Annotated in this window: 22 protein-coding genes; 17 read left to right on the top strand and 5 right to left on the bottom strand. The window is 73.1% G+C overall.

Translation table 11 applies throughout. The features are described from left to right. Nucleotides 1–34 precede the first annotated feature (34 nt). The 4 genes from dnaJ to AB0N63_RS03025 all read left to right on the top strand — a co-directional run bounded on the left by dnaJ (nt 35) and on the right by AB0N63_RS03025 (nt 4,635). Nucleotides 35–1,207 carry a molecular chaperone DnaJ gene (gene dnaJ / locus AB0N63_RS03040; RefSeq protein WP_365523278.1) on the top strand — a complete coding sequence of 391 codons (1,173 nt, stop codon included), beginning with the start codon at nt 35–37 and terminating at the stop codon, nt 1,205–1,207. 5 nt (nt 1,208–1,212) lie between these two features. Next, the gene (locus AB0N63_RS03035; RefSeq protein WP_365523803.1) at nt 1,213–1,665 is read left to right on the top strand and encodes a helix-turn-helix domain-containing protein; all 453 of its coding nucleotides are present in this window, start codon (nt 1,213–1,215) and stop codon (nt 1,663–1,665) included. A 609-nt stretch (nt 1,666–2,274) separates the two neighbouring features. Further along, complete coding sequence (locus tag AB0N63_RS03030; RefSeq protein WP_365523800.1) at nt 2,275–3,372, top strand: substrate-binding domain-containing protein; 1,098 nt, start codon at nt 2,275–2,277, stop codon at nt 3,370–3,372. Nucleotides 3,373–3,594: 222 nt separating this feature from the next. Beyond that, nucleotides 3,595–4,635 carry a LuxR C-terminal-related transcriptional regulator gene (locus AB0N63_RS03025; RefSeq protein WP_365523275.1) on the top strand — a complete coding sequence of 347 codons (1,041 nt, stop codon included), beginning with the start codon at nt 3,595–3,597 and terminating at the stop codon, nt 4,633–4,635. Here the strand turns inward: AB0N63_RS03025 and AB0N63_RS03020 are convergent. Both AB0N63_RS03020 and AB0N63_RS03015 read right to left on the bottom strand, forming a co-directional pair. Continuing rightward, a complete protein-coding gene (locus AB0N63_RS03020) occupies nt 4,598–5,581 on the bottom strand; it encodes a helix-turn-helix transcriptional regulator (RefSeq protein WP_365523272.1) in 984 nt (327 codons plus the stop codon). The two genes, AB0N63_RS03025 and AB0N63_RS03020, sit on opposite strands and share 38 nt — an antisense overlap. Before the next feature lie 19 nt (nt 5,582–5,600). Further along, nucleotides 5,601–6,611 (bottom strand): helix-turn-helix transcriptional regulator, encoded by a 1,011-nt coding sequence (locus AB0N63_RS03015; protein WP_365523269.1) that lies wholly within the window; start codon nt 6,609–6,611, stop codon nt 5,601–5,603. Between the two features lie 291 nt (nt 6,612–6,902). Between AB0N63_RS03015 and AB0N63_RS03010 the strand changes: the two genes are divergently transcribed. Further along, nucleotides 6,903–7,238 carry a hypothetical protein gene (locus AB0N63_RS03010; protein WP_009189747.1) on the top strand — a complete coding sequence of 112 codons (336 nt, stop codon included), beginning with the start codon at nt 6,903–6,905 and terminating at the stop codon, nt 7,236–7,238. A 156-nt stretch (nt 7,239–7,394) separates the two neighbouring features. Here the strand turns inward: AB0N63_RS03010 and AB0N63_RS03005 are convergent, their stop codons facing one another. Next, nucleotides 7,395–7,814, bottom strand: a complete 420-nt coding sequence (locus tag AB0N63_RS03005; protein ID WP_365523266.1) for a TIGR03618 family F420-dependent PPOX class oxidoreductase — start codon at nt 7,812–7,814, stop codon at nt 7,395–7,397. Nucleotides 7,815–8,057: 243 nt separating this feature from the next. On the opposite strand from AB0N63_RS03005, the gene clpB reads away from it, so the two are divergent. Together clpB and AB0N63_RS02995 are read left to right on the top strand one after the other, a co-directional pair. After that, the gene (gene clpB, locus AB0N63_RS03000; protein ID WP_365523263.1) at nt 8,058–10,655 is read left to right on the top strand and encodes an ATP-dependent chaperone ClpB; all 2,598 of its coding nucleotides are present in this window, start codon (nt 8,058–8,060) and stop codon (nt 10,653–10,655) included. A gap of 424 nt (nt 10,656–11,079) precedes the next feature. After that, on the top strand, nt 11,080–11,610 hold the full coding sequence (locus AB0N63_RS02995; RefSeq protein ID WP_164585800.1) for a YbjN domain-containing protein: 531 nt from the start codon (nt 11,080–11,082) through the stop codon (nt 11,608–11,610). A gap of 280 nt (nt 11,611–11,890) precedes the next feature. Here the strand turns inward: AB0N63_RS02995 and AB0N63_RS02990 are convergent, their stop codons facing one another. Then, complete coding sequence (locus AB0N63_RS02990) at nt 11,891–13,081, bottom strand: pyridoxal phosphate-dependent aminotransferase (RefSeq protein ID WP_365523259.1); 1,191 nt, start codon at nt 13,079–13,081, stop codon at nt 11,891–11,893. 142 nt (nt 13,082–13,223) lie between these two features. On the opposite strand from AB0N63_RS02990, the gene AB0N63_RS02985 reads away from it, so the two are divergent. The 10 genes from AB0N63_RS02985 to AB0N63_RS02940 all read left to right on the top strand — a co-directional run bounded on the left by AB0N63_RS02985 (nt 13,224) and on the right by AB0N63_RS02940 (nt 24,297). Next, nucleotides 13,224–13,559: a hypothetical protein gene (locus AB0N63_RS02985; protein ID WP_365523256.1), complete on the top strand. Its 336-nt coding sequence runs from the start codon at nt 13,224–13,226 to the stop codon at nt 13,557–13,559. Between the two features lie 519 nt (nt 13,560–14,078). Beyond that, nucleotides 14,079–14,606, top strand: a complete 528-nt coding sequence (locus AB0N63_RS02980; RefSeq protein WP_365523253.1) for a DUF2617 family protein — start codon at nt 14,079–14,081, stop codon at nt 14,604–14,606. Between the two features lie 88 nt (nt 14,607–14,694). Further along, nucleotides 14,695–16,344 carry a polyamine aminopropyltransferase gene (locus tag AB0N63_RS02975; RefSeq protein ID WP_365523250.1) on the top strand — a complete coding sequence of 550 codons (1,650 nt, stop codon included), beginning with the start codon at nt 14,695–14,697 and terminating at the stop codon, nt 16,342–16,344. A 352-nt stretch (nt 16,345–16,696) separates the two neighbouring features. Then, on the top strand, nt 16,697–17,881 hold the full coding sequence (locus AB0N63_RS02970) for a sensor histidine kinase (RefSeq protein WP_365523247.1): 1,185 nt from the start codon (nt 16,697–16,699) through the stop codon (nt 17,879–17,881). Continuing rightward, nucleotides 17,878–18,555, top strand: a complete 678-nt coding sequence (locus tag AB0N63_RS02965) for a response regulator transcription factor (RefSeq protein ID WP_365523244.1) — start codon at nt 17,878–17,880, stop codon at nt 18,553–18,555. The genes AB0N63_RS02970 and AB0N63_RS02965 overlap by 4 nt, the downstream gene beginning before the upstream one ends. Before the next feature lie 182 nt (nt 18,556–18,737). Then, complete coding sequence (locus AB0N63_RS02960; RefSeq protein ID WP_365523242.1) at nt 18,738–19,862, top strand: SRPBCC domain-containing protein; 1,125 nt, start codon at nt 18,738–18,740, stop codon at nt 19,860–19,862. A 93-nt stretch (nt 19,863–19,955) separates the two neighbouring features. After that, a complete protein-coding gene (locus tag AB0N63_RS02955) occupies nt 19,956–20,744 on the top strand; it encodes an aldose 1-epimerase (RefSeq protein WP_365523239.1) in 789 nt (262 codons plus the stop codon). 10 nt (nt 20,745–20,754) lie between these two features. Then, nucleotides 20,755–21,303, top strand: a complete 549-nt coding sequence (gene pyrE / locus AB0N63_RS02950; RefSeq protein WP_009189763.1) for an orotate phosphoribosyltransferase — start codon at nt 20,755–20,757, stop codon at nt 21,301–21,303. A 309-nt stretch (nt 21,304–21,612) separates the two neighbouring features. After that, on the top strand, nt 21,613–22,644 hold the full coding sequence (gene fbaA / locus AB0N63_RS02945; protein WP_365523236.1) for a class II fructose-bisphosphate aldolase: 1,032 nt from the start codon (nt 21,613–21,615) through the stop codon (nt 22,642–22,644). 165 nt (nt 22,645–22,809) lie between these two features. Beyond that, nucleotides 22,810–24,297: an MFS transporter gene (locus AB0N63_RS02940; protein WP_365523233.1), complete on the top strand. Its 1,488-nt coding sequence runs from the start codon at nt 22,810–22,812 to the stop codon at nt 24,295–24,297. 225 nt (nt 24,298–24,522) lie between these two features. On the opposite strand, the gene AB0N63_RS02935 is transcribed toward AB0N63_RS02940, so the two are convergent. Next, the gene (locus tag AB0N63_RS02935) at nt 24,523–24,942 is read right to left on the bottom strand and encodes a DUF3151 domain-containing protein (RefSeq protein WP_365523230.1); all 420 of its coding nucleotides are present in this window, start codon (nt 24,940–24,942) and stop codon (nt 24,523–24,525) included. Nucleotides 24,943–25,013 lie beyond the last annotated feature (71 nt).

Raw genomic sequence — 25,013 nt, 5'->3', positions numbered from 1 at the left:
TAGCAGGCGACGCACGAGAGGAGGGACGTCGGGGATGAGCACCAAGGACTTCATCGAGAAGGACTACTACAAGGTCCTCGGCGTCCCCAAGGACGCGACCGAGGCCGAGATCAAGAAGGCGTACCGGAAGCTCGCCCGCGAGTTCCACCCGGACGCCAACAAGGGCAACGCCAAGGCGGAGGAACGTTTCAAGGAGATCTCCGAGGCGAACGACGTCCTGGGCGACCCCAAGAAGCGCAAGGAGTACGACGAGGCCCGCGCCCTGTTCGGCAGCGGCGGTTTCCGCCCGGGTCCGGGCGGCGGCTCGTTCAACTTCGACCTGGGCGACCTCTTCGGGGGCGCCCAGGGCGGGGGCGGCCAGGGCGGCTTCGGCGGCGGGCTCGGCGACGTCTTCGGGGGTCTGTTCAACCGGGGCGGCGCCGGCGCGGGCGCGCGGACGCAGCCGCGGCGCGGCCAGGACATCGAGTCCGAGGTCACGCTGAGCTTCACCGAGGCGATCGAAGGGGCCACGGTCCCGCTGCGCATGTCCAGCCAGCAGCCCTGCAAGGCCTGTTCGGGCACCGGCGACGCGAACGGCACACCACGTGTGTGCCCGACCTGCGTCGGCACCGGGCAGGTGGCGCGCGGTTCGGGCGGCGGGTTCTCGCTGACCGACCCGTGCCCGGACTGCAAGGGCCGCGGGCTGATCGCGGAGCACCCGTGCGAGGTCTGCAAGGGCTCCGGGCGCGCCAAGTCGTCCCGGACGATGCAGGTCCGCATCCCGGCGGGGGTGTCCGACGGGCAGCGCATCCGGCTGCGCGGCAAGGGCGCGCCGGGCGAGCGCGGCGGCCCGGCGGGCGATCTGTACGTGGTGGTGCACGTCGGTGAGCACCCGGTCTTCGGCCGCAAGGGCGACAACCTCACGGTCACCGTGCCGGTCACGTTCGACGAGGCCGCGCTCGGCGGGGAGGTGCGGGTGCCCACGCTCGGCGGGCCGCCGGTGACGCTGAAGCTGCCCGCCGGCACGCCCAACGGGCGGACGATGCGGGCCCGCGGCAAGGGCGCGGTCCGCAAGGACGGCTCCCGGGGCGATCTGCTGGTCACCGTCGAGGTGAGTGTTCCGAAGGACGTGTCGGGGAAGGCTCGTGACGCGCTGGAGGCGTATCGCGAGGCGACCGCGGGCGAGGACCCGCGGGCGGAGCTGTTCGAGGCCGCGAAGGGAGCATGAGGGAGATGGACGGCCGCCGTCGTAACCCGTACGAACTGACGGAAGACACACCGGTGTACGTCATCTCCGTGGCGGCGCAGCTGTCCGGACTGCACCCGCAGACCCTCCGTCAGTACGACCGGCTGGGCCTGGTGTCCCCCGACCGCACCGCCGGGCGGGGCCGCCGCTACTCGGCCCGTGACATCGAACTGCTCCGCCAGGTGCAGCAGTTGTCGCAGGACGAGGGCATCAACCTGGCCGGCATCAAGCGGATCATCGAACTGGAGAACCAGGTCGCCGCCCTCCAGTCCCGGGTCGCGGAGCTCCAGTCGGCCCTGGAGGGTGCCGCGGCCACGATGCGTCAGCGCGAGGCCGCCGTCCACGCCTCCTACCGCCGGGATCTGGTCCCCTACCAGGAGGTCCAGCAGACCAGCGCGCTGGTGGTGTGGCGGCCCAAGCGGCAGCAGCAGCCGGACTGAGACCGGCGGCGAGCCGACCCGTACACGGCCGGAGCGAAGAGGGGCCCGGAGGATTCCGGGCCCCTCTTCGCGTGGCCGGGGGTCGGGCGCGCGGCGCGCGGCGGCGACGGGCGCCGATCCAGGCGGCGGCCGCGCCGAGGGCGCCGAGGGCGCCGGCGACGGCGCTGTGGGGGGGACCGGGTGGAACAGGCGAAGGACGCCGGCCCGGGTGCGTACGGTGAACCGGCGTGACGGAACAGAGGTGATGACCGCTCGGTGGCCGGTCCTGCTCTCCCCCGGCGTCTCGCGGTGCACTCGTCTTCGCTTCCGGTCCGTGTGTGGTCCATCTTCACTTCGTCATCACTTCGCCACGGGGGACGAGGTCCTGATTCCGCATCCGGGCAGGGGGGCCGGGGCCCGGGCGCGGGCCTGGAGTGAGGGGTCGGTAAAGGACGTTTGAAGGCGGATTGCGCAAGGCTTCGCGAGGTTTTCACAGGCAAGCGGAACGGGTGTTGTCATCTCGTTAAGCGGGACGGCTTGACGCCGGTACCGCCTGCCGCGTTGGCTTTTCAGTCACCTGGGTCGCAATGCTGCGTCCTCGTCCGGAAGGCACCAGAAGTGAGCACCTCGATGCGCCGTATCGCCATAGCCGTGGCCGCGTCCACGCTGTCCCTCTCGCTGGCCGCCTGCGGGGCGCTCGGCGGGTCGGGCAGCAGCCAGGCGAGCCCCTCCAAGGGCAACGACGTCAAGGTGGGCCTGCTGCTGCCGGAGACGGCGAACACGCGCTACGACAAGTTCGACGCGCCGATCATCAAGAGCAAGGTCGCCGAGCTGACCAACAAGCAGGGCGTGGTCGAGTACGCCAACGCCGGGGCGAGCGCGACCAAGCAGGCCGAGCAGATGCAGAAGATGATCGACGACCGGATGGACGTCATCCTGCTCGACGCCGTGGACGCGCACGCCATCGCCGACCAGGTGAAGAAGGCCAGGGACGCGGGCATCCCCGTCATCGCCTACGACCGGCTCGCCGAGGGCCCGATCGACGCGTACATCTCCTTCGACAACGAGCTGGTCGGCGAGGTGCAGGGCCGCTCGCTGCTGGACGCGGTGGGCTCCACCGGCGCCGCCAAGATCGTCATGATGAACGGCTCGCCCACCGACCCGAACGCCAAGCAGTTCAAGGAGGGCGCGCTCGCCCAGCTGACCGGCAAGGTGACGATCGTCAAGTCCTACGACACCAAGGACTGGAAGCCGGAGAACGCCCAGGCCAACATGGCCGAGGCGATCAAGGCGATCGGCCGCAGCGACATCGACGGCGTCTACTCGGCCAACGACGGCATGGCGGGCGGCATCATCAAGGCCCTGCACGCCGCGGGCGTCACCAAGCTGCCGCCGATCACCGGCCAGGACGCCGAACTCGACGCCGTGCAGCGCATCCTCGCCGACGACCAGTACATGAGCGTCTACAAGTCCTACCCGACGGAGGCGGAGAACGCCGCCGAGATGGCCGTCGCCAAGGTGCAGGGCAAGGACATCCAGTTCGACTCCCTGACCCGGGACAAGGTCACCAGCCCGACCACCAGGAACATCCCGGCCCAGCTGGTGCCGGTGGTCGCCCTGACCAAGTCGAACATCAAGGACACGGTGATCGCCGACGGCATCTACAAGACCTCCGACATCTGCACGGCGGCGTACCGCTCGGCGTGTGCGGCGGCGGGCCTCAAGTAGCCCGGCGCGGACCCCTTCCGCGCGCGGCCTTTCGGCCCGGGCCGGCGCCCGCCCGTCTTTTCCTGGTCAGGTTGTTGCAAGGCACTCCACGGAGGCCCGTACATACCGGATGACACCGGGGCATACGGGCGCCCGCCCCCGGGGGAGCCGTGTTGCACAGCCGGTCCGGGCCGCGCATAGTTGCGCTGCGGAAAGACGCGGAGACCGGGGGTGTGACGGGCCATGGCCGGGCACGGGACCCAGGAGCACCCACACGGTGCCGACCGACTGTGCGACGTCGGGGAGCGGGTGTACTCACGGGCCGTGCGCCGCGGCCGGGTGCCGCGCCGGGACGCCGAACCGGTGCCCTGCCTGCTGGAGCTGGCGCTGCTGCACCCGGACCCGGACGACATGGACTTCCTGGTGCCCACCGCGCCGCAGGAGGTCATGACCCGGCTGCTGCGCGGGATGTACGACGAGGTGAGCGCGAGCCACCGGCGGGTCGGCTCGGCGGTGGCCGCCTACGAGCGCTACGCCGGCCTCGGCCGCCAGGTGCAGGCGCCCGCCGCCGGAGAGGGCAGTGCGATACGCGTCCTGGACGGCCTCTCCCGCATCCAGGCGGCCATGGACGAGGCGACCGAGGCGTGCCGCACCGAGGTGCTGACCGTCCAGCCCGGCGGCATCCGGCGCGAGCACGAGCTGTCGGAGGGCCTGCCCCGGGCGCTGGCGCTGCGCGGCCGGGGCGTGCGCATGCGCGACCTGTACACGCACGTGGCCCGGCACGGGCAGGGCCTGCTCAACTATCTGGAGCTGATGGGCGACGCGGTCGAGGCGCGCACGCTGGACGAGGTGATCGACCGGCTGATCCTGTTCGACCGCACGGTCGCCTTCGTCCCCGCCAACGCCGACCGCACCATGGCGCTGGAACTGCGCCACCCGGCGCTGGTGGAGTACCTGGTGACGGTCTTCGAACGGCTGTGGCGGCTGGCGATCCCGCTGACCGCGCCGCTGCCCGACACCGGTATCGAGGGCATCTCGCACCGGGAGCGGTCCATCGCCGCGCTGCTGGCCGAGGGCCACCAGGACGCGGTGATCGCCGAGCGGCTGGGGATCAGCGTACGCACCTGCCGGGCGCACATCGCCCGGCTGTCGGAGACGCTCGGCGCGGCCAGCCGTACGCAGCTGGGCGTGCGGATCGCACAGGCGGGCCTGGACGGCCCGCCGGGCGCCGACGGCGCGTCCGCGGTCAGCGCTCCGGGTCGAGGATCCCGGACCGCCCGATGAGATAGCCGAGTTGGGCGCGGCTGGTGCTGCCGAGGGTGGCGGCGAGTTTCGCGATGTGCTCGCGGGCGGTGCGGACGTTCATGCCGAGGCGGTCGGCGATGACGGCGTCGGTGTGCCCTTCGACGAGGAGGGCGGCGATGGCGTGCTGGCGGGGGGTGACGCCGTCGGGGGCCGGTCGGTGGGCCGCCTCGGGGTACATCGGGGTGGCCAGGCGCCACAGCCGGTCGAACACGGTCACGAGATACGTGACCAGCGCGGGGATGCGGATCTCCAGCGCCAGGTTGCGGTCCGTGTCGGCCGGGACGTAGGCGAGCGCGCGGTCGATGACGATCAGCCGCTCGGGCACCTCGTCCAGCGTGCGGGCCTCCACGTCGCCGCGCAGCCGTTCGTAGCGGGCGACGACGGTGGGGGCGTGGCGCAGGGTGTGCTGGTAGAGGGCGCGTATCCGGCCACCGCGGTCCAGCAGGGCCTGGTCGCGGTCCATGGCCTCGGCGTGGAAGTGGGGGGAGGGGCCGATGTGACTGGTCCGGGGCTGGATCGCCAGGACCTCCGTGGCGTCGGTCATTGCTTCCGCAATCGTGCGGCCGATGCGCTCCTTGTCGTGGAGCACGGTGACGCCCGGCGCGTCCGGCGCGACGCCGGAGAGGGCGGAGGCCTTCAGCAGCGGCTCGAACATCCTCGTCAGCCGCTCCTCGCGCCGTCTCTCCCGCGCGATGCGCTCGCCGGAGACCCGGAGCAGCCGGTGCAGGGCGGCGGTGGGGGCGGTCGGCACCAGAAGGCGCGCGTCGTCGTCGGCCGGCTGGAGGAGACCGTGATCGGCCAGGCAGGGGGCCTCGGCGCACTCCCCGGCGGCCACCCTCCCCTCGCGCAGGGCCCGTTCGTACAGGGCCGCTCCCGCGGCGCAGAGGTCTTCCGGGCCGTGCTCGGTGTGCGGTGCCGGGCTCACCCAGCTTCTCCGATCGGATTCAGTTCGCCTGCTCCAGGATCCCCGACTGCGCGATGAGATAGCCGAGCTGCGCCCGGCTGCCGCTGCCCAGGGCCGAGGCCAGCTTGGCGATGTGCGCCCGGCAGGTGCGGACGTTCATGCCCAGGCGGCGCGCGATGGCCTCGTCGACATGGCCCTCCACCAGGAGTTTCGCGATGGAGTGCTGGATCTCCGTGATGCCGTCGGCGGCGGTCTCGTAGGGCGCGCCGGCGCTCAGCGGCACCGCGCGGCTCCACATGAACTCGAAGACCTTGATCAGGTAGCGGACCAGCCCCGGGTGGCGCAGCTCCAGCGCGACCTGCTGGTCGTCGCGAGTGGGAATGAAGGCGACGGTCTCGTCGCAGATGATCAGCCGTTCCACCAGCTCGTCGATGGACCGGTACTCGACCTTGCCGTCGGACAGCTGCGCGGCGTAGGCCAGCTTCTCCTGGCTGTAGCGGGCGGTGTGCTGGTACAGCGTCCGGATCCGCACCCCGCGTTCGATCAACGGCCTGTCGCGCTCCAGCCCCAGCAGCAGACTGCGTTCGGACATCCGGTCGCTCGGCTGGACGGTGAGCACCTCGGTCCGGCACTGGGCCGTGGCCAGGTTGAGCGCCGCGTTGATCCGCTCGCCGCCCTCCAGGACCGAGATGGAGTCGCTGCCGGCGGCCGATTCGCTGCTGAAGGCCAGGAACTGCTCGAAGGTGTCGGCGATGTCCATGGCGAGCCGCCGGCGCTGGGCGATCTCGCGCTCGATGGGGTTGAGCCGCCGGGCCAGTGCGACCGCCGGCGGCAGCGGGCGCAGCCAGTCGGGATCGTCCGGATCGGGGTGGAGCAGGGCGGATTCCAGCAGGCACGGGGCCGGCTCGGCGTCGGCGCGGCTGATGCGTCCCGCCCGCAGAGCGGCCGCGTACAGGCGGCTGCCCTCTTCACACACCTCGTTCAACGAATGGGGGTGTGTCCCATTTGTTTGATTCGTAGCCAAATCTCCACCCCCCAGGCTCCTGAACATGCAGGAACATGATGCACCGTTTGGGTGGCCATGACGTGCCTGAATGAGCCATCGTCGTACCTGACGGGGGAAAAGGGGATCTTCAAGTGAGGACGAAGCCGATTATGCGTAACAGACTGCTTCGCTCGGTGCTTGTCGCCGCCTTCTCCGCCGTTGCAGCCCTTGGTGCGCTGAGTGGCCTCTCCGGTGCGAAAGGCGATGTTCGGGCGAACACCAGCTGGCCGGCGGTGGCGGCGAGTTCCGGGCTCGCCGATGGTGCCGATGTCGCGACGGGCGTAACCGGGAGCTGACGTGACCACACCACCCGACGACCGATCCTTCCGTCGCGAGATGGCCACCGCCTACCGCTCCGGATGGCACTTCATCGACCTTGTCACCGCCATCCCCCACAGTGGTGACTCGTTGATGGTGACCGTCTTCGGTGAGCCGGTCGTCGTCACCCGGGACGAGGACGGAGACGTGCGGGCCTTCCGGTGCCTGCGCCGGCCCCGCGGGGCGCCGAAGCCCGTGCGGTGTGCCATCCGGTACGGAATGATCTTCGTGAACCTGGATCAGCGGGACCACCGGCAGGTGGCGCCGGAACCCGCCGACATCAGGACCATCTCAGCCACCCCCCGCAGTGCCTGACGCGATTCCCCCGTCGTAACAGATCGCTCAGGTGCTTCCCCCCGCAGCGGCGTCACCGTGACCTGAACACGGTGACGCCGCTGTAATTTGTGCGCTTCGCGCGGATATCACCCGCCCCGGCCTGTGGCCGGAAACAGCTCTTTCGGGCCGTTCTCCTCAGCCGCGCCCCAGCGCCCGGGTCAGTTGGATCTCGATCACCACACGGGCCGGATTCGGCCTCGGGGACCTCTGGTAGCGCTCGGTGTAACGGCGCTCCGCCTCGGCCACGCGCTCCGGCTCGTCCCGGACGTACGCGCGTCCCTCCAGCGTCGCCCACCGCCGGCCGTCCACCTGGCACACGGCCACCGGCGCCCCGTCGGAGCCTGCCGCCCGCACATGGCGCACCTTCGCACTCGTCCCGCTGGAGATCACCCGGGCCAGCCGCGCCCCGGGGTCGTAGGTGACCCCGACCGGGACGACGTGCGGGGTGCCGTCGGGGCGGAGCGTGGTCAGCGTGCACACGTGCCGCTCCCGCCAGAAGCTGAGGTACGGCGCGTCGGGATCGCCCGGGTCCTGGGCGTACGGAGTGGTGGCCATGGACGGAACCTAGCCAACCGGGGACGGGTGGGCGTGACCGGCCCGGGGCGCGGAACCTGTCCGGTCCGGACGCGAGAGCCCGGCCGGTGCCGTCCTCCCCCGAAAACAGGGCTCCCGGAACCATCTTGAGTGGAATAGACTCAACTTTGTGCACGTTCACCGAGTCAGCACGGGGGACGTGGCAGAGGAAGACGTGACGCGGGACCTGGCAGACCGCCGACGCCGAGGAGGAGAGAAGCGACCGTGGACGCCGAGCTGACCAACAGGAGCCGGGACGCCATTCAGGCCGCCGGCAACCGGGCCGTGACCGGGGGGCACCCCGACCTGACCCCGGCCCACCTGCTCCTCGCGCTGCTGGAGGGGCAGGACAACGAGAACATCATCGACCTGCTGTCCGCCGTCGACGCCGACCAGGCGTCGGTCCGCGCGGGCGTCGAGCGCGTCCTCGCGTCCCTGCCGAGCGTGACCGGCTCCACCGTGGCGCCGCCGCAGCCGGGCCGTGAGCTGCTGGCGGTGATCGCGGACGCGCAGAGCCGCGCGAAGGACCTGGGCGACGAGTACCTGTCCACCGAGCACCTGCTCCTCGGCATCGCCGCGAAGGGCGGCGCGGCCGGCGAGGTGCTGGAGCGGCAGGGCGCCAGTGCGAAGAGACTGCAAGAGGCGTTCCAGAAGGCGAGGGGAGGGCGCCGGGTGACCACACCCGACCCCGAGGGCCAGTACAAGGCCCTGGAGAAGTTCGGCACCGACTTCACCGCGGCGGCGCGCGAGGGGAAGCTGGACCCGGTCATCGGCCGGGACCAGGAGATCCGCCGCGTCGTGCAGGTGCTGTCGCGGCGCACGAAGAACAACCCGGTCCTCATCGGCGAGCCCGGCGTCGGCAAGACCGCCGTCGTCGAGGGGCTCGCCCAGCGGATCGTCAAGGGCGACGTGCCCGAGTCCCTGAAGGACAAGCGGCTGGTCGCCCTCGACCTCGGGGCGATGGTCGCGGGTGCGAAGTACCGCGGCGAGTTCGAGGAGCGGCTGAAGACCGTCCTGGCGGAGATCAAGGAGTCCGACGGGCAGATCATCACCTTCATCGACGAGCTGCACACGGTCGTCGGCGCGGGCGCCGGCGGCGACTCCGCGATGGACGCGGGCAACATGCTCAAGCCGATGCTGGCCCGCGGCGAGCTGCGCATGGTCGGCGCGACCACTTTGGACGAGTACCGCGAGCGGATCGAGAAGGACCCGGCCCTGGAGCGCCGCTTCCAGCAGGTGCTGGTCGCCGAGCCCAGCGTGGAGGACTCCATCGCGATCCTGCGCGGACTCAAGGGCCGCTACGAGGCGCACCACAAGGTGCAGATCAACGACTCCGCGCTGGTGGCCGCCGCGACCCTGTCCGACCGCTACATCACCTCCCGCTTCCTGCCCGACAAGGCGATCGACCTCGTCGACGAGGCCGCCTCCCGGCTGCGGATGGAGATCGACTCCTCGCCCGTGGAGATCGACGAGCTCCAGCGCGCCGTGGACCGGCTGCGGATGGAGGAGCTGGCGCTCGACAAGGAGACCGACGCCGCCTCCCGCGAGCGGCTGGAGAAGCTGCGCCGCGACCTCGCCGACAAGGAGGAGGAGCTGCGCGGCCTGACCGCCCGCTGGGAGAAGGAGAAGCAGTCCCTCAACCGGGTCGGCGAGCTGAAGGAGAAGCTGGACGACCTGCGCGGCCAGGCCGAACGCGCCCAGCGCGACGGCGACTTCGACACCGCCTCCAAGCTGCTGTACGGCGAGATCCCGGACCTGGAGAAGGAACTGGAGGCCGCCTCGCGCGCCGAGGAGGAGGCCGCCAAGGACACCATGGTCAAGGAGGAGGTCGGCCCCGACGACATCGCCGACGTCGTCGCCTCCTGGACCGGCATCCCGGCCGGCCGCCTGCTGGAGGGCGAGACGCAGAAGCTGCTGCGCATGGAGGACGAGATCGGCAAGCGGCTGATCGGCCAGGGCGAGGCCGTGCGCGCGGTCTCCGACGCGGTGCGCCGCTCCCGCGCCGGCATCGCCGACCCCGACCGGCCCACCGGCTCCTTCCTCTTCCTCGGCCCGACGGGCGTGGGCAAGACGGAGCTGGCCAAGGCGCTCGCGGACTTCCTGTTCGACGACGAGCGGGCGATGGTGCGCATCGACATGTCGGAGTACAGCGAGAAGCACAGCGTGGCCCGCCTGGTCGGCGCCCCGCCCGGCTACGTCGGCTACGAGGAGGGCGGCCAGCTCACCGAGGCGGTCCGGCGGCGGCCGTACAGCGTGGTGCTGCTGGACGAGGTGGAGAAGGCCCACCCGGAGGTCTTCGACATCCTGCTCCAGGTACTGGACGACGGCCGGCTCACCGACGGGCAGGGCCGCACGGTCGACTTCCGCAACACCATCCTGATCCTCACCTCCAACCTGGGCAGCCAGTTCCTGATCGACCCGATCACCAGCGAGGAGGAGAAGAAGGAGCAGGTCCTGGAGGTCGTCCGCGCCTCGTTCAAGCCGGAGTTCCTCAACCGGCTGGACGACCTGGTGGTCTTCTCGGCCCTCACCAAGGAGGAACTGAGCCGGATCGCGAAGCTCGCCATCGACCGCCTCGCCAAGCGGCTCGCGGAACGGCGCCTGACGCTGGAGGTCACCCCGGAGGCGCTGGCCTGGCTCGCCGACGAGGGCATGGATCCGGCCTACGGCGCCCGTCCGCTGCGCCGCCTGGTCCAGACGGCCATCGGCGACCGCCTCGCCAAGGAGATCCTGGCCGGCGAGATCAAGGACGGCGACACGGTCCGGGTGGACCGCTTCGGCGAGGGCCTGCTGGTGGGGCCGGCTACGGGCAAGACGCTGTAGCCGACGCGGGCGGCCACCCGTACGGACGGCCCCCGTCCGGCGGGCTCCCCCCGTCTGGCGGTCGCCCGTGCGGCGGGCTCCCCCGTGCGGCGGTCGCCCGTGCGGCGGTACGGCGCGGGCGGCACGGCCCCCAGGCCGCTGGCCGCCCTGCTGCGACGGCACGGCGGAGGCGCTCCACGCGCCGCCGCCGTGCGGCACGGCCCCCATCCCCGGTGCGCGGGGGAGGGGGCCGTGGTCCGTTCGGGTCGCGGCCCGCGCGGATCGCGGCGCGGCGTGTCAGGACCGGGTCGGGGCGGGTACTCGACTGGCGGCCGCCCGGGTGACCGGATCGTGTCAGCCCACGGCTGACAGGGGCCGCCGGGGCTTGCCACGCCCCTCCCCGGATGGGGGAGGATGGCGGGATCCGTACGAAGGGAAAAACACGGTGAGCATCGACCCGTCCTCGATTCCGAACTTCGGGGGCCAGCCCGAGCCGCAGCCCCAAGGACCGGCGGGCCCCGTCGTCCCGGATCAGGACCTTGTGAAGCAGCTCCTGGACCAGATGGAGCTCAAGCACCTCGTCGACGAGGAGGGTGACCTCGTCGCGCCGTGGGAGCAGTTCCGCACGTACTTCATGTTCCGCGGCGAGGGCGACCAGCAGGTCTTCTCGGTGCGGACGTTCTACGACCGGCCGCACAAGATCGACGACAAGCCCCAGCTGCTGGAGGCCATCGACGACTGGAACCGCCGCACCCTGTGGCCCAAGGTCTACACCCACACCCACGATGACGGCGCCGTCCGCCTCATCGGCGAGGCCCAGATGCTGATCGGCACGGGGGTGAGCCTGGAGCACTTCGTCTCCTCCACCGTCAGCTGGGTGCGCGCCGCGCTGGAGTTCGACCGCTGGCTGGTCGAGCAGCTCGGCCTGGAGGAGGAGATCGACGAGGCGGACAAGCCGGAGGACGGCGAGGAGTAGTCCGCGCCCACGGCGGCGTCCCACAGGCCGCCGCAGGCGAACGAGAGCCCGGCCGGGGCACGGACCACCACGGTGGCCGTGCGGGGCCGGGCTCTCGCCGTGCGCGGGGAGCGGGGCGGTACGGAGCGGTGCGGGGTAGCCGGCGAGGACGGCGTCCGGCCACGGGGGGCCTGTGCGGCGACGCGTTCGTCCACAGCCTGTGGGCGACGTGCCCGCGCCGGCCTGGGGGCGACGCGTCCGCACCGCCCGAGGCGACGGGCCCGCTCACCGGGTCCCTGGTTCAGCCCGCCAGGGCCTTCAGCCGGCTCGCCGCCTCCTCCAGGACCGGGATCTGTTTGCAGAAGGCGAAGCGGACGTAGGGGGCGCCCTCGGCTCGGTGGTCGTAGAAGACCGCGTTGGGAATGGCGACCACGCCCGCGCGTTCGGGCAGGGAGCGGCAGAAGGCGAAGCCGTCGCTCTCGCCCAGGGGGCGGATGTCGGTGGTGACGAAGTACGTGCCGGCCGGCTTGAAGACGCCGAAGCCCGCCTCCGCCAGGCCCGCCGCCAGCACCTCCCGCCGGGCCCGCATGTCCTCGCGGAAAGCGGCGAAGTACGACTCGGGCAGCGCGAGCGCCTCGGCCACCGCGTACTGGAACGGGCCCGAGGCCACGTACGTCAGGAACTGCTTGGCCGAGCGCACCGCCGTGACCAGGCCGGGCGTCGCGGTGATCCAGCCGACCTTCCAGCCGGTGAACGAGAAGGTCTTCCCCGCCGACCCCACCGTGACCGTGCGGTCGCGCATGCCGGGCAACGTGGCGAGCGGGACGTGCTCCGCGTCGTCGAAGACCAGGTGCTCGTACACCTCGTCGGTGACCACCAGCAGATCGCGCTCGACGGCCAGCTCGGCGACCGCCGTCAGCTCCTCGCGGGTGAGGACCGCGCCGGTCGGGTTGTGCGGGGTGTTGAGCAGCAGCAGCCGGGTCCGGTCGGTCACCGCCGCGCGCAGCTCGTCCAGGTCCAGCCGGAACGCGCCCTCGTGCGGCCGCAGCGTCACCGGCACCCGCCGGCCACCGGCCATGGCGATGCAGGCCGCGTAGGAGTCGTAGTACGGCTCCAGGGCGACCACCTCGTCGCCCGGCTCCACCAGGGCCAGCAGCGCGGCCGCGATCGCCTCGGTGGCGCCCGCCGTGACCAGCACCTCCGTGTCCGGGTCGTAGGACAGGCCGTAGCGCCGCAGCTGGTGGGCGGCGACGGCCGTGCGCAGCTCGGGGACGCCGGGGCCCGGCGGGTACTGGTTGCCGCGCCCGTCGCGCAGCGCCCGCACCGCCGCCTCCCGGATCGCCTCGGGGCCATCGGTGTCGGGGAAGCCCTGGCCGAGGTTGATCGCACCGGTGGCCGCGGCCAGGGCGGACATCTCGGCGAAGATCGTCGTCCCGAACTCGGCGAGCCGGCGGTTGAGGAGCGGACGTGCGCTGGAGGTCATGCGGGCCATCCTGCGCCGAAGCTCTGGAGTTCCTCAAGTGTGCTTTGGCCCGCTCGGTGGCCGGGGATATCCGGGGCACGCAGCGTGCGTAGCGCCCACGGGGGGCGTTCCCGGGGGGTCTGCCCCGGGGGAGCGGAAGGAGCGTGACGCCATGAGCTTCCTCATAGTCCTGGCCGTGGTCGCGGTGCTGTTCCTGACCGGCGTGGTGCGCGGGGCGCGGCGGAAGGCGCGCGGCGGCCGTCCGGTCCGGATGACCAAGGGGCGGCGGACGCGGGCCTACAGCGGGGGAGCGGGCGGCGGCGGGGGCGCCGGATGGTGGGCGTCGGGCGACAGCGGTTCGTCGTCCGGCGGCCACCACGGCGGTCATCACCACGGCGGTCACTCCTGTGGGGGGCACTCCTCCTGCGGCGGCCACTCCTCGTGCGGCGGCGGTTCGTCCTGCGGCGGCGGTTCGTCGTGCGGGGGCGGTTGCGGCGGCGGCAGCTGACGGAGGCCGGACTCGGCCGTCGGTCGCCCGGAGGCGATCTCGGTCGCCCGAAGCCGGTGTCGGCCGTCGGTCGCCTGGAGTCGGGCTCGGTCGTCGGGCGGCGATGTGGTCGGCGTAGGGGGATGCGGACACGGCCAGGACGGCGACCGTGGGGGACGTTCCGCCATCCGATGTCAACGGCCTCTCCGCGCAACGGCGTTCGGCCGGCAACCGGAAGGTCGTCCCCCAGATCCGTTCCGGTGTGAGCCGAGGAGTGCGCCGTTGCGTGCGCCCTGGCGTACGCAGTAGTTGAACAGTTGAGCTGACAGGCCCTCTGAGGGATGGAAACCCCACGAAGTTGGGTAAAAACGCTGTGGCGGCCCCGCCGTTCGTGGTTCCCTCTAATTCGCCGACGCAGCCCCCAGGACATCCTGCTCACACCCTTTCTGAACTGGGCTGACCGGGCCGTCCCCCCGTGCCGTCCGGGGTGCGCCGGCCTCCTGAGACCCCTTTTCTTAAGCGTGCTAGCGGAGCCGATCCATGCTCACGACCCTGAACACCTCCTACACCGACACACGCGCGGCCGACCTCGCCTGGGCGCTGGGCCGCGAGCCGCTGCCCGCGCTGGCCACGCTCGACCTCGAACTGGGTGGCTCCAAACTGCAGTTGAGACTCCTCGGCGCGTCCCATCAGGTCCTCCTGGAGGAGGAGCGGGGCATCTGCTCGGAGACGGTGGCGTGCATCCCCGGGTCCAGCACGCCCCTGCCGCTCGGCGTCGCCAAGCGGGCCGGCGACTGGGAGTACCAGTTCGCCGCGCGCGTCGAGGAGTTGTCGCCGGGCTCCTTCGCCGGGCGCGCGCAGGAACTGCTGGCCCTCGTCTGCGACCACCCGCACGGCCTGGCCGGCGTCTTCCCGGGCAGCCCGCACGCGTTCACCGCCATGCTGGCGCAGCGCCGGGAGGGCCAGGTGCACTGGCGCACCTGGCACGCCTACCCGCAGGACAGCCAGTTGGTGGCCACCCGCACCCGGGTGGGGGCGCGCCGTCCCGCGCCGCTGCCCGTCAACTGAGCCGGTCCGGACACGGATGCGCCGACCCTTCCGTTTCCACACGTGTGGGTGACGATGCGTGGTGCGCCCGTGACGTAACGTCGCAGTCGTGATCGAACCGCACGCCCCGGCCCCGCCCCGCCCGGCGCCCCCGCGCGGCCTTCCCGAGCCGCTGCTCGTCCGGCTGCCCGTCCGGCCGGGAACCGGCCGGTTCCTCGTCCTCGCCGGTGTCTTCGTCTGTGCGGCCTGCGGACTGGTGTACGAACTCGAACTGGTCGCCCTCGCCTCGTACCTGATGGGCGACTCGGTCACCCAGGCCTCCGTCGTGCTGTCCGTGATGGTGTTCGCCATGGGCATCGGCTCGCTCGGCGCCAAGCGGCTGCGCCGGCACGCCGCCATCGGCTTCGGCGCGATCGAGGCGACGCTCGCCCTGGTCGGCGGGTGCAGCGCCATGGCGCTCTACGCCGTCTTCGCCTGGACCGGCGGCTGGGGCGGCCTGTGGGTGGCCGCGCCGCGCTGTCTGCTGGTCGCCTTCTCGCTCGCCATCGGCCTCCTGATCGGGGCCGAGGTGCCGCTGCTGATGGAGCTGATCCAGCGCATCCGCCGCCAGGACGCGGGCGGCGCCGTCGCCGACCTGTTCGCCGCCGACTACGTGGGCGCGCTCGTCGGCGGCCTCGCCTTCCCCTTCCTGCTGCTGCCGCTGTGCGGCCAGCTCACCGGCGCCCTGCTCACCGGCGCGGTCAACGTCCTGGCCGGCGGCGCCCTCGTCCTCGGCCTGTTCCGCCGCGACCTCACCCCGCGCGGACGCCGGCTGCTGCTCGCCGCCAACCTCGTCGTGCTCGGCCTGCTCGCCACGGCCGCCGCCGGCTCCGGCGCCTTCGAAGAGGCGGCCCGCCGCGCGGTGTACGGCGACGACGTGCGCGTGGCGGTGCGCACCGGCGTCCAGGAGATCGTCGTCACCGGCGGCACCCGCGGCCGCCCGCTGGACCTGTTCCTCGACGGGCGGCTGCGGGTCAGCAGCCAGGACGAGCGCCGCTACCACGAGGCGCTCGTCCGGCCCGCGATGACCGGCGCGCACGGGCGCGTGCTGATCCTCGGCGGCGGCGACGGCCTGGCCGCCCGCGAGGTCCTGCTCCACCCCGGCGTGGACCGGGTGGACATCGTGGAGATCGACCCGGCCGTCGTCCGTCTGGCCCGCACCGACCCGGCTCTCACCCGGCTGAACGGACACGTGTACGACGACCGGCGCGTCCATGTGCACGCCGCCGACGCCTTCACCCGGCTGCGCACGCTGCCCGCGGCGGCGTACGACGTGGTGGTCGAGGACCTGCCCGACCCGGGCATCACGGCCAGCACCAAGCTGTACTCGCGCGAGTTCTACGACCTGGTCCGCCGGGTCCTGGCCCCCGGCGGGCGGCTCGCGGTGCACGCGGGGCCGGTCGCCTCCCGGCCCGACGTGTTCTGGACGGCGGAGACGACGATCCGCGCCGCCGGTCTGCGTACCGCCCCCTACCAGGTGGGCGGCCGCGCCTCCCGCTTCGCCGCCGGACCCGACCGGGCGACCGGCGCCCGTCGCGCCCCGCGCGACTGGGGCTTCGTCCTCGCCGCCCGCACTCCGCCCCACCTCGCCCTGGACCCGACGGCCGTACGCCCGCGCACGATCACCCCGGCCGCGCTCGCCGCGGACGCCCGCGCCGCCGCGCGCACCCGCGTCCCCGGCCTGCCTCCTTCCACCCTGGTCCACCCGCGCTACGCCTGAGCCGTCCGGGCTACGCCTCCGTCCGCCCGCGTGACGCCCCGGCCGCCGTCGCCGCCACCGCAGCCGTACCGCCCAGACGCCGTGCGCGTGCCGGCGGCCCGTTCCTCCCCCGGGTGGAACGGGCCGCCGGGCCTCCCTCCGCCGCGGACCCCCGGACCGCGGCCGGACGACGCGGACCCCCTCCGCAGCGCGGCCGGCGCGCCACGAACCTACGGCCGCACCGCGCACCCGCACATCCCGCACCTGGTGGAAACCGGCTCCGACCGGCGCGGTAGCCGCGCGGTTCCTGCACCTTCCGCGGTACCGCGGAAAGATGACGCCAATGCCCGCGCACCGGGCTTACGCTGCGGCGGTGCGGATCCACCCCCTCGCGGTCGACGGCCTGACGGCCCTGGTGCCGCTGGCCGTCGCGTGCCTGATCGGCGCGGAGGCCGGCCGGGAGTGGCACCCGCTCGACGCGTACGCCTGGGTGCTCGTCGTCCTGACCAATCTGTCGCTCGCCCTCAGCACCCGCGCCCCGGTCGCCGTCTTCCTCTGCGTCCACCTCAGCTGGAGCCTCTACGTCGCCCTCGGCAACTGGCCCGTGGTCAACACCCCGGCCGCCATGGTCGCCCTGTACATGGTGGCCACGACGAGGCCCGCGCGGACCACCGCGTGGTGCGCGGCCGTGATGGGCGGGGTGTGGATCTACGCCGGGGTGTACAGCCGCTCCGACATGCTGGCGTCGGTCGTCGGCCAGGCGATCGGCTACCCGCTGGCCCTGTGGTGGTTCGGCCACCTCGCCCGCCGCAGCGCCGAGCTGACCGTACGACTCCGCGCCGAACAGGCCGAACGGGCGCGGCGCGCGGTCGCCGAGGAACGCGTGCGGATCGCGCGCGAACTGCACGACGTGGTCGCCCACCACATGGCCGTCATCAACGTCCAGGTCGGCCTCGCCCGGTTCGTCTTCGACTCCGACGCGCCCACCGCGCGCGCCGCACTCACCACCATCGGCACCGCGAGCGGCGAGGCGCTGGCCGAGCTGCGCCGCATGCTCGGTCTGCTGCGCGCGGACGGCGTGGACGGCACGCCGGAGGACGGCGCCGCCACCGAGCCGACGCCCGGCCTCGACCGGCTGGAGGAGATGGTCGAGCGGGTCCGGGCCGGGGGCGTCCGGGTGGACCTGCGCCTGCGCGGCGAGCCGCGCCCGCTGCCGTCCGGGGTGCAGCTGTGCGCCTACCGGGTCGTCCAGGAGGCGCTGACCAACGTGCTCAAGCACGCCCCCGGCAGCAGCGCCGCCGTCGAACTCGTCTACGGCCCCGGCGAGATACGGGTGTCGGTCACCGACGACGGCAGCGGCCGGGAGCGCGGGAAGGGGGTGGATCCGGACAGAATGCGGCGGCACGGCGGCCACGGGTTGATCGGCATGCGCGAGCGCGCCAAGCTCTACGGCGGGACGATCGTCGTCGGCCCGCGGCGCGAGGGGGGATTCGGCGTGCGTCTGACCCTTCCGACGTCGGAACAGGGCGCACGCCGGGGAGACGCCGTCACGGAATGATCAGAGTGCTGGTGGTCGACGACCAGTTCCTCGTCCGCAGCGGACTGGTCGCGCTGCTGCGCGCCGCCCCCGGAATGGAGGTCGTCGGCGAGGCCGCGGACGGGGCGGAGGCGGTGGCGCTGGCCGCGAAGACCCGGCCGGACGTCATCCTCATGGACATCCGCATGCCCGGGATGACCGGCATCGAGGCGACCCGGCGCATCCTCGCCGACGCGGCGGACCCCGCGCCCCGCATCCTCATCCTCACCACCTTCGACCTGGACGAGTACGTCTACGGCGCGCTGCGCGCCGGGGCCGCCGGGTTCCTCCTCAAGGACGCGGGTCCGGAACGCCTGCTGGCCGCGGTGACCGCCGTGCACGGCGGCGACTCGCTGTTCGCCCCGGTGGTCACCCGGCGGCTGGTGGAGGCGTTCACGGAACGCGCGGACACCCCGCCGGCGTCCGCGGAGCCGCCGGCCGACCTGCGCGCCCTGACCGGCCGCGAGGTCGAGGTGCTGCGGCTGGTCGCCCGGGGCCTGACCAACGCCGAGGCCGCCGACCGCCTCTTCATCAGCGAGGCCACCGTCAAGACCCACCTCAACCGCACGATGACCAAACTCAACCTGGCCAGCCGCGCACAGGCGGTGGTGGTGGCGTACGAGTCGGGACTGGTGCGGCCGGGCGTCGACGGCTGAGGAGCCGGAGCGGGACGGACGCGGCGACGGCGGGGAGGGCCGGGGGGCGGGAGGGCGACGGGGGTCGAACGGCCGACGGTGCGGCCGGGGCGGCCGGGGCCGCGTGGCGGTCGGGGACGGCCGGGAACGATCGGGCGACGGGGAAGGGTATTCCGGGCCGTCACTGGGTAGTGTCGGCTGACATGGAGCACGAGGTGTTCGTTCCGGTTCCCGTCCCACGGCTGCGGGCGGTCCTCGCCGACCCCGACCGGGTCGCCCGGGCGGTGCCCGGGTTCCAGCGGGACGCGGGCGCCGAACCCGTCGCCGGCCGCCTGAAGCTGCGCATCGGCGGCACCTCCATCACCTACCGGGGCGCGTTGCGCGTGCAGGCCCGCGACGACGGCTCGTACGCCCTCGGGGGCGAGGCGGCCGAGTCGCGCGGCACCGGCTCGGTGAAACTCGCGCTCACCCTGCGCCTGAGCGAGGCCGACGGCGGTGCGGCGCTCACCGTCGAGGGCGCCGCGTCGGGCGACGGCCGGGTCGCCGAGCTGGACCCGGAGGCCGTGCGGACCGCGGCCGTACGGCTGCTGGAACGGTTCGCGGAGAACCTCGCCGCTGAGCCGGGGGAGACGGCGGAACCGGGGCCGGGAGCCGGAGCGGCGCCGGAAGCGGAGACCGCGGAGGAACTCGCCACCGAGGACTTCGCGCCCCTCGCGACCGGCGACTTCGAGGCCGCGCCGGACGCGGACGACGCCCCCGTACCGTCCCCGGCCGCGCCGGCCGACGGGGCTCCGGACGGCTCCCCGGCCGAGCCCGGTTCCGGCGAGCCCCCGGCCGGACCCGCTGCCACCGACTCGGCCGCTCACACCGAGCGCCCCGCCGAACCGGCCGCTCCCGCCGAGCAGCACCCCGCCGATCCCGCCGGGCGGGCCTCCGTCTTCGACGCCGAGATCCCGCCGTCCTCCCTCGACCCGTCGGCCGACGACGAGACGGAGGAGTCGGACGAGTACGACGAGTACGGGACGTACGACGGCGACGAGCGGGCGGGCGACCCGGGCGCCGGGGCGGACGGCGCGGCCGGGGTCACCGGCCCCGGCGGTTTCGGCGAGACGACCGGACCGCCGGCCGAGGCCGCGCACGCGCGCCGCACGATGATCGGACGCAGCGCGGAGGAGGTGGACCACGCGCCGCCGCGCGGCCGGTACGCCCCCGTGCCCGCCCCGCTCACCGTCTCGGCCGGCTCCGCCCTGCGCTGGGCGGCCCCCGCGGCGGCGCTCGCGGTGGCCGGGGCGATCGTGGTGGGCCGGGCGCTGCGCCGCCGCCGCTGAAGGACGGCGCAGGGCCCCGGCGGAGCCACCGCCGTCCACCGGTCGTGACCGGCGCGGGGAACGGCCCCGCGATCGGCCAAGTAGCCTCGTGCCGTGAGTAACGAAGACATCACGCTGACCGCGGGCGACGCGGAAGCGACCGTTCAGCCCGGCAACGGCGGCCGCGTCGGCGGACTGAGGGTGGGCGGTCTGGAGCTGCTGCGCCAGGGCGACAAGTTCGGCTGCTTCCCGATGGTCCCCTGGTGCGGCCGGATCCGGAACGGTGAGTTCCGCGACGGCGCCACCGTCCACCGGATGCCGCTCAACTCCCCGCCGCACGCCATCCACGGCACCGCGCGCGACGGCGCCTGGAGCACGGCGCGCGTCTCGGCGGACGAGGCGGTGATCACGTACGACCTCGTCGAGCCCTGGCCCTACCCCGGCCGCATCACCCAGGTCGTCGCGCTGACCGAGGACTCGCTGACGCTGACCATGTCGGTGGAGACGTACGCGTCCTCCTTCCCGGCGCAGATCGGCTGGCACCCGTGGTTCCACCGGAACCTGGCCGGTACGGACGTACGGCTCGACTTCCGGCCCGGCTGGCAGGAGGAGCGCGGCGACGACCACCTGCCCACCGGCCGCCGGACCGACCCGAAGCCCGGGCCCTGGGACGACTGCTTCGGGATGCCCGACGGCGTCGAGGTCACCCTCGACTGGCCGGGGCTGCTGGAGCTGACGGTGAGCAGCCCGGAGAAGTGGGTCGTCGTCTACGACGAGCAGGAGGCCGCCGTGTGCGTCGAGCCGCAGACCGGTCCGCCCAACGGGCTGAACACCCTTCCGCGCCTGGTCACGCCGCTGGAGCCGCTGGAGGCCACGACCACCTGGTCCTGGCGCCGCGCTTAAGCTGGCTGCCATGAGCGACGTTCGCGGCGAGCTGCTGCAGCAGATCAAGGACAAGGCCGTGGTGCACGGCAAGGTGACCCTCTCGTCGGGTCTGGAAGCCGACTACTACGTGGACCTGCGCCGGGTCACGCTGGACGGCGAGGCGGCCCCGCTGGTCGGCCAGGTGCTGCTCGACCTGACCGCCGAGTTCGAGTTCGACGCGGTCGGCGGGCTGACCATGGGCGCCGACCCGGTCGCGGCGTCGATGCTGCACGCCGCCGCCGCGCGCGGGCGGCGGCTGGACGCCTTCGTGGTGCGCAAGGCCGCCAAGGCGCACGGCATGCAGCGGCGCGTGGAGGGCCCGGAGATCAGGGGCCGCCGGGTGCTGGTCGTGGAGGACACGTCCACCACCGGGGGTTCGCCGCTCACCGCGGTCGAGGCGGTGCGGGAGGCGGGCGCGGAGGTGGTCGCGGTCGCCACGATCGTGGACCGGGCCACGGGCGCGGCCGAGAAGATCCGCGAGGGCGCCGGGGTGCCGTACGTGTTCGCGTTCTCGAAGGACGAGCTGGGCCTGGACTGAGCCGCCGGCGTCCCCGGTGGTCCGGGCGGGCCGCCGGGGGGGCGCGGGCCGGAACGCGGGGTGGGTGGCGTCGCGCGCGGGGCGCGGTGCAGTGGGAGTGCGCGGGGCGCGTGCGCCGCGCCGTCCGCGCTCTGTCGTCCCCGGGCGGCGCGCGTCCCGTCGTCCACAGGCGACCCGTTATCCACAGGCTGGACGGGGTGTCCGTGGGCAGGGGCGTTGTCTGCGAAGATGGGGCCGACGATGACGTCACTCCCTAGGTCAGGGCCGTAAGCACGCAGAACGCACCCCGCACATACAAGGAGCGGACAGATGCCCATCGCAACCCCCGAGGTCTACAACGAGATGCTCGACCGGGCGAAGGCAGGCAAGTTCGCCTACCCGGCCATCAACGTGACGTCCTCCCAGACCCTGCACGCGGCCCTGCGCGGTTTCGCGGAGGCGGAGAGCGACGGCATCGTCCAGATCTCCACGGGTGGCGCCGAGTTCCTGGGCGGCCAGTACGACAAGGACATGGTCACCGGCGCGGTGGCCCTGGCCGAGTTCGCGCACATCGTCGCCGAGAAGTACCCGGTCAACATCGCGCTGCACACGGACCACTGCCCGAAGGACAAGCTCGACGGGTACGTACGCCCGCTGCTCGCGCTGTCCAAGAAGCGCGTCGACGCCGGGCTGAACCCGCTGTTCCAGTCCCACATGTGGGACGGCTCCGCGGAGACCCTCGCCGACAACCTGGCGATCGCGCAGGAGCTGCTGGAGCAGGCCCGCGCCGCGAAGATCATCCTCGAGGTCGAGATCACCCCGACCGGCGGCGAGGAGGACGGCGTCTCCCACGAGATCAACGACTCCCTCTACACCACGGTCGACGACGCGGTCCGCACCGCCGAGGCGCTGGGCCTGGGTGAGAAGGGCCGCTACCTGCTGGCCGCCTCCTTCGGCAACGTGCACGGCGTGTACAAGCCGGGCAACGTCGTGCTCCGCCCCGAGCTGCTGAAGGAGCTGAACGAGGGCGTGGCCGCGAAGTACGGCAAGCCGGCCGGTGCGCAGCCGTTCGACTTCGTCTTCCACGGCGGCTCCGGCTCCTCGGAGGAGGAGATCCGCACTGCCCTGGAGAACGGCGTGGTCAAGATGAACATCGACACCGACACGCAGTACGCGTTCACGCGTCCGGTGGTCGACCACATGTTCAAGAACTACGACGGCGTCCTGAAGGTCGACGGCGAGGTCGGCTCGAAGAAGACGTACGACCCGCGCACCTGGGGCAAGCTGGCCGAGGCCGGCATGGCGGCGCGTGTGGTGGAGGCCTGCGGGCACCTGCGCTCGGCGGGCAACCGCATCAAGTAGGCGTGCGTTCGGCGGACCCGGTGCCTTCGGGCGCCGGGTCCGTCGTGTTTCCGGGACGCCGGGTTCGGTCGCTGGGTGCGTCGCGTCGCGCTTCTGCGGGTGCCTCGAGGGCCGGCCGGGGCGCTTCGGGATGCCCGGCGGCGACCGGCGGGGGAGGATCGCCGCATGGCCGTCCCCGCCCCCGTTCCCGCACAGCGGACGCCCGACGTGAGGATCGCGAGCCCGGCCGGCAGGTGGCTGCTGTTCACCACCGTGCTCGGCTCCAGCATGGTCCTGCTGGACTCGACCGTCGTGAACGTCGCCCTGCCGCGCATCGGCCGCGACCTGGACACCGATCTGGCGGCCCTCCAGTGGACCGTCAACGCCTACATGCTGACGCTGGCCGCGCTGATCCTGCTCGGCGGTTCCCTGGGCGACACCTACGGCCGCCGCAAGGTCTTCGTGATCGGCGTGGTGTGGTTCGCGGCGGCCTCCCTGCTGTGCGGCCTCGCCCCCGGCACCGGCGTGCTGATCTTCGCCCGCGCGCTCCAGGGCGTCGGCGGGGCGCTGCTCACCCCCGGCTCGCTGGCGCTGATCCAGGCCTCCTTCCACCCCGACGACCGGGCGCGGGCGGTCGGCCTGTGGTCGGGGTTCGGCGGCATCGGGGCGGCCGTCGGCCCGTTCCTCGGCGGCTGGCTCGTGGACGGCCCCGGCTGGCGCTGGGTGTTCCTGATCAACGTCCCGCTCGCGCTGCTGTGCGTGCCGGTGGCCCTGCGCCACGTTCCCGAGTCCTCGGCCGGGCGCGCGCACGGCCGCTTCGACGTCGCGGGGGCGGTGCTGGGCGCGGTGGCGCTGGCGCTGGTGACGTACGCGCTCATCGAGGCGCGCGGGGGTTCGCCGGCCGTGGTGGTCGCGGGTTCGGCCGGGGTGGTGGCGGGCTTCGTCTTCTGGCGGGTGGAGAAACGGCGGCCCGACCCGATGCTGCCGCCGGACATTTTCGCCTCCCGCCAGTTCACCGCGGTCAACCTGGTCACCCTGTGCGTGTACGCGGCGTTCGGCGGCTTCTTCTTCCTGACCGCGCTCCAGCTCCAGGTGGTGGCGGGGTACTCGCCGCTGCGGGCGGGGACCGCGCTGCTGCCCACGACGGTGCTGATGCTCCTGTTCTCGGCGCGTTCGGGTGCGCTCGCCGACCGGATCGGGCCGCGGGTGCCGCTGACCGTGGGGCCGCTGCTGTGCGCGGTGGCGATGCTGTTGATGCTGCGGGTGGGGAAGGACGCGGGGTACGTCGTGGACGTGCTGCCGGCGCTGTTGGTGATGGGGGCGGGGATGGTGACGCTGGTGGCTCCGCTGACGGCGACGGTGCTGGCGTCCGTGTCCGCCTCGAGGGCGGGGCTGGCCAGTGGGATCAACAATGCCGCCGCTCGTGCGGCCGGGTTGATCGCGGTGGCCGCGTTGCCGTTGCTGGCGGGGATGGGGGCGGAGGCGTACCGGTCGGCGTCCGCGTTCGATGCGGCGTTCCGGCGGGCGATGCCGGTGTGTGCGGGGGTGTTGGTGGTGGGGGCGGTGGTGGCCTGGGCGACGGTGCGGCGGCCGGCGGCGGGGTGCCGTCATCCGGAGTGCCGTACGCACGGGTCGGTGGCGTGTCCTCCGCTGGAGGTGGGGCGGGGGCGGTGAGAGGGGCGGGGGCGGGTGGTTTTCGCCCCCACCGCCCCCCTCACCGGCCCCAAGCTCCCGGCTTCGCTCAAGCAGGCGAGCGCCCCATCCGCCCCACCGTCTCCTGGCGGCTGCCGCCCCCGCACCCTCGCATCGGCCTGGACGGCCCCTCCTCGAACACCGGACGGGCTGGGGACGGCCTTGGTCTTCAGGTGCCGGACGGGCTGGACGGGGAGTGGCCCAGGGCTACGGGTTCAGTTCGGCGTACGCCTCCGCGCTGCTGTCCTTCAGGAACTCGCGGCAGCGGGTAGCTTCCTCCTTCTCCTCGATCGCGGCGGCGGCGCGGGCGAGGGCGGACAGGCAGCGCAGGAAGCCGCGGTTGGCGCGGTGGTCCCAGGGGACGGGGCCGTGGCCCTTCCAGCCGGCCCGGCGGAGCTGGTCGAGGCCGCGGTGGTAGCCGGTGCGCGCGTAGGCGTAGGACTCGACGACCCGGCCGCCCTCGAAGGCGTCGTCGGCGAGCATCGCCCAGGCCAGCGAGAACGTCGGGTACTGAGCCGCGACCTCGGCCGGCGGCCGGGACTCCTCGGCCAGCAGGCGGTAGGCGTCCTCGTTCTCCGGGAGGTACGTCGGCTCCGGGCCGCCGAGCAGGTTCTTGTGCGTCGTCATGGCAGAAGTCTGCCACCGGGTCCCGGGCCACGGATCACAGCCCGGCACGGGCGGACTGCCTTGCGATCCGC

Origin of the sequence: Streptomyces sp. NPDC093260 (genome assembly GCF_040683715.1) — a bacterium.
GTDB classification, from domain to species: domain Bacteria; phylum Actinomycetota; class Actinomycetes; order Streptomycetales; family Streptomycetaceae; genus Streptomyces; species Streptomyces sennicomposti.
This window is presented reverse-complemented; position numbering and strand designations above follow the sequence as displayed.

Coding starts and splice junctions, on each gene's coding strand:
- dnaJ (WP_365523278.1), top strand. CDS start 35: ATGAGCACCAAGGACTTCATCGAGAAGGACTACTACAAGGTCCTCGGC.
- AB0N63_RS02965 (WP_365523244.1), top strand. CDS start 17,878: ATGATCAGAGTGCTGGTGGTCGACGACCAGTTCCTCGTCCGCAGCGGA.
- AB0N63_RS02990 (WP_365523259.1), bottom strand. CDS start 13,081: ATGGCCCGCATGACCTCCAGCGCACGTCCGCTCCTCAACCGCCGGCTC.
- AB0N63_RS02940 (WP_365523233.1), top strand. CDS start 22,810: ATGGCCGTCCCCGCCCCCGTTCCCGCACAGCGGACGCCCGACGTGAGG.
- pyrE (WP_009189763.1), top strand. CDS start 20,755: ATGAGCGACGTTCGCGGCGAGCTGCTGCAGCAGATCAAGGACAAGGCC.
- AB0N63_RS03035 (WP_365523803.1), top strand. CDS start 1,213: ATGGACGGCCGCCGTCGTAACCCGTACGAACTGACGGAAGACACACCG.
- AB0N63_RS03005 (WP_365523266.1), bottom strand. CDS start 7,814: ATGGCCACCACTCCGTACGCCCAGGACCCGGGCGATCCCGACGCGCCG.
- fbaA (WP_365523236.1), top strand. CDS start 21,613: ATGCCCATCGCAACCCCCGAGGTCTACAACGAGATGCTCGACCGGGCG.
- AB0N63_RS02985 (WP_365523256.1), top strand. CDS start 13,224: ATGAGCTTCCTCATAGTCCTGGCCGTGGTCGCGGTGCTGTTCCTGACC.
- AB0N63_RS03025 (WP_365523275.1), top strand. CDS start 3,595: ATGGCCGGGCACGGGACCCAGGAGCACCCACACGGTGCCGACCGACTG.
- AB0N63_RS03030 (WP_365523800.1), top strand. CDS start 2,275: ATGCGCCGTATCGCCATAGCCGTGGCCGCGTCCACGCTGTCCCTCTCG.
- AB0N63_RS02980 (WP_365523253.1), top strand. CDS start 14,079: ATGCTCACGACCCTGAACACCTCCTACACCGACACACGCGCGGCCGAC.
- AB0N63_RS02960 (WP_365523242.1), top strand. CDS start 18,738: ATGGAGCACGAGGTGTTCGTTCCGGTTCCCGTCCCACGGCTGCGGGCG.
- AB0N63_RS02935 (WP_365523230.1), bottom strand. CDS start 24,942: ATGACGACGCACAAGAACCTGCTCGGCGGCCCGGAGCCGACGTACCTC.
- AB0N63_RS03015 (WP_365523269.1), bottom strand. CDS start 6,611: ATGTTCAGGAGCCTGGGGGGTGGAGATTTGGCTACGAATCAAACAAAT.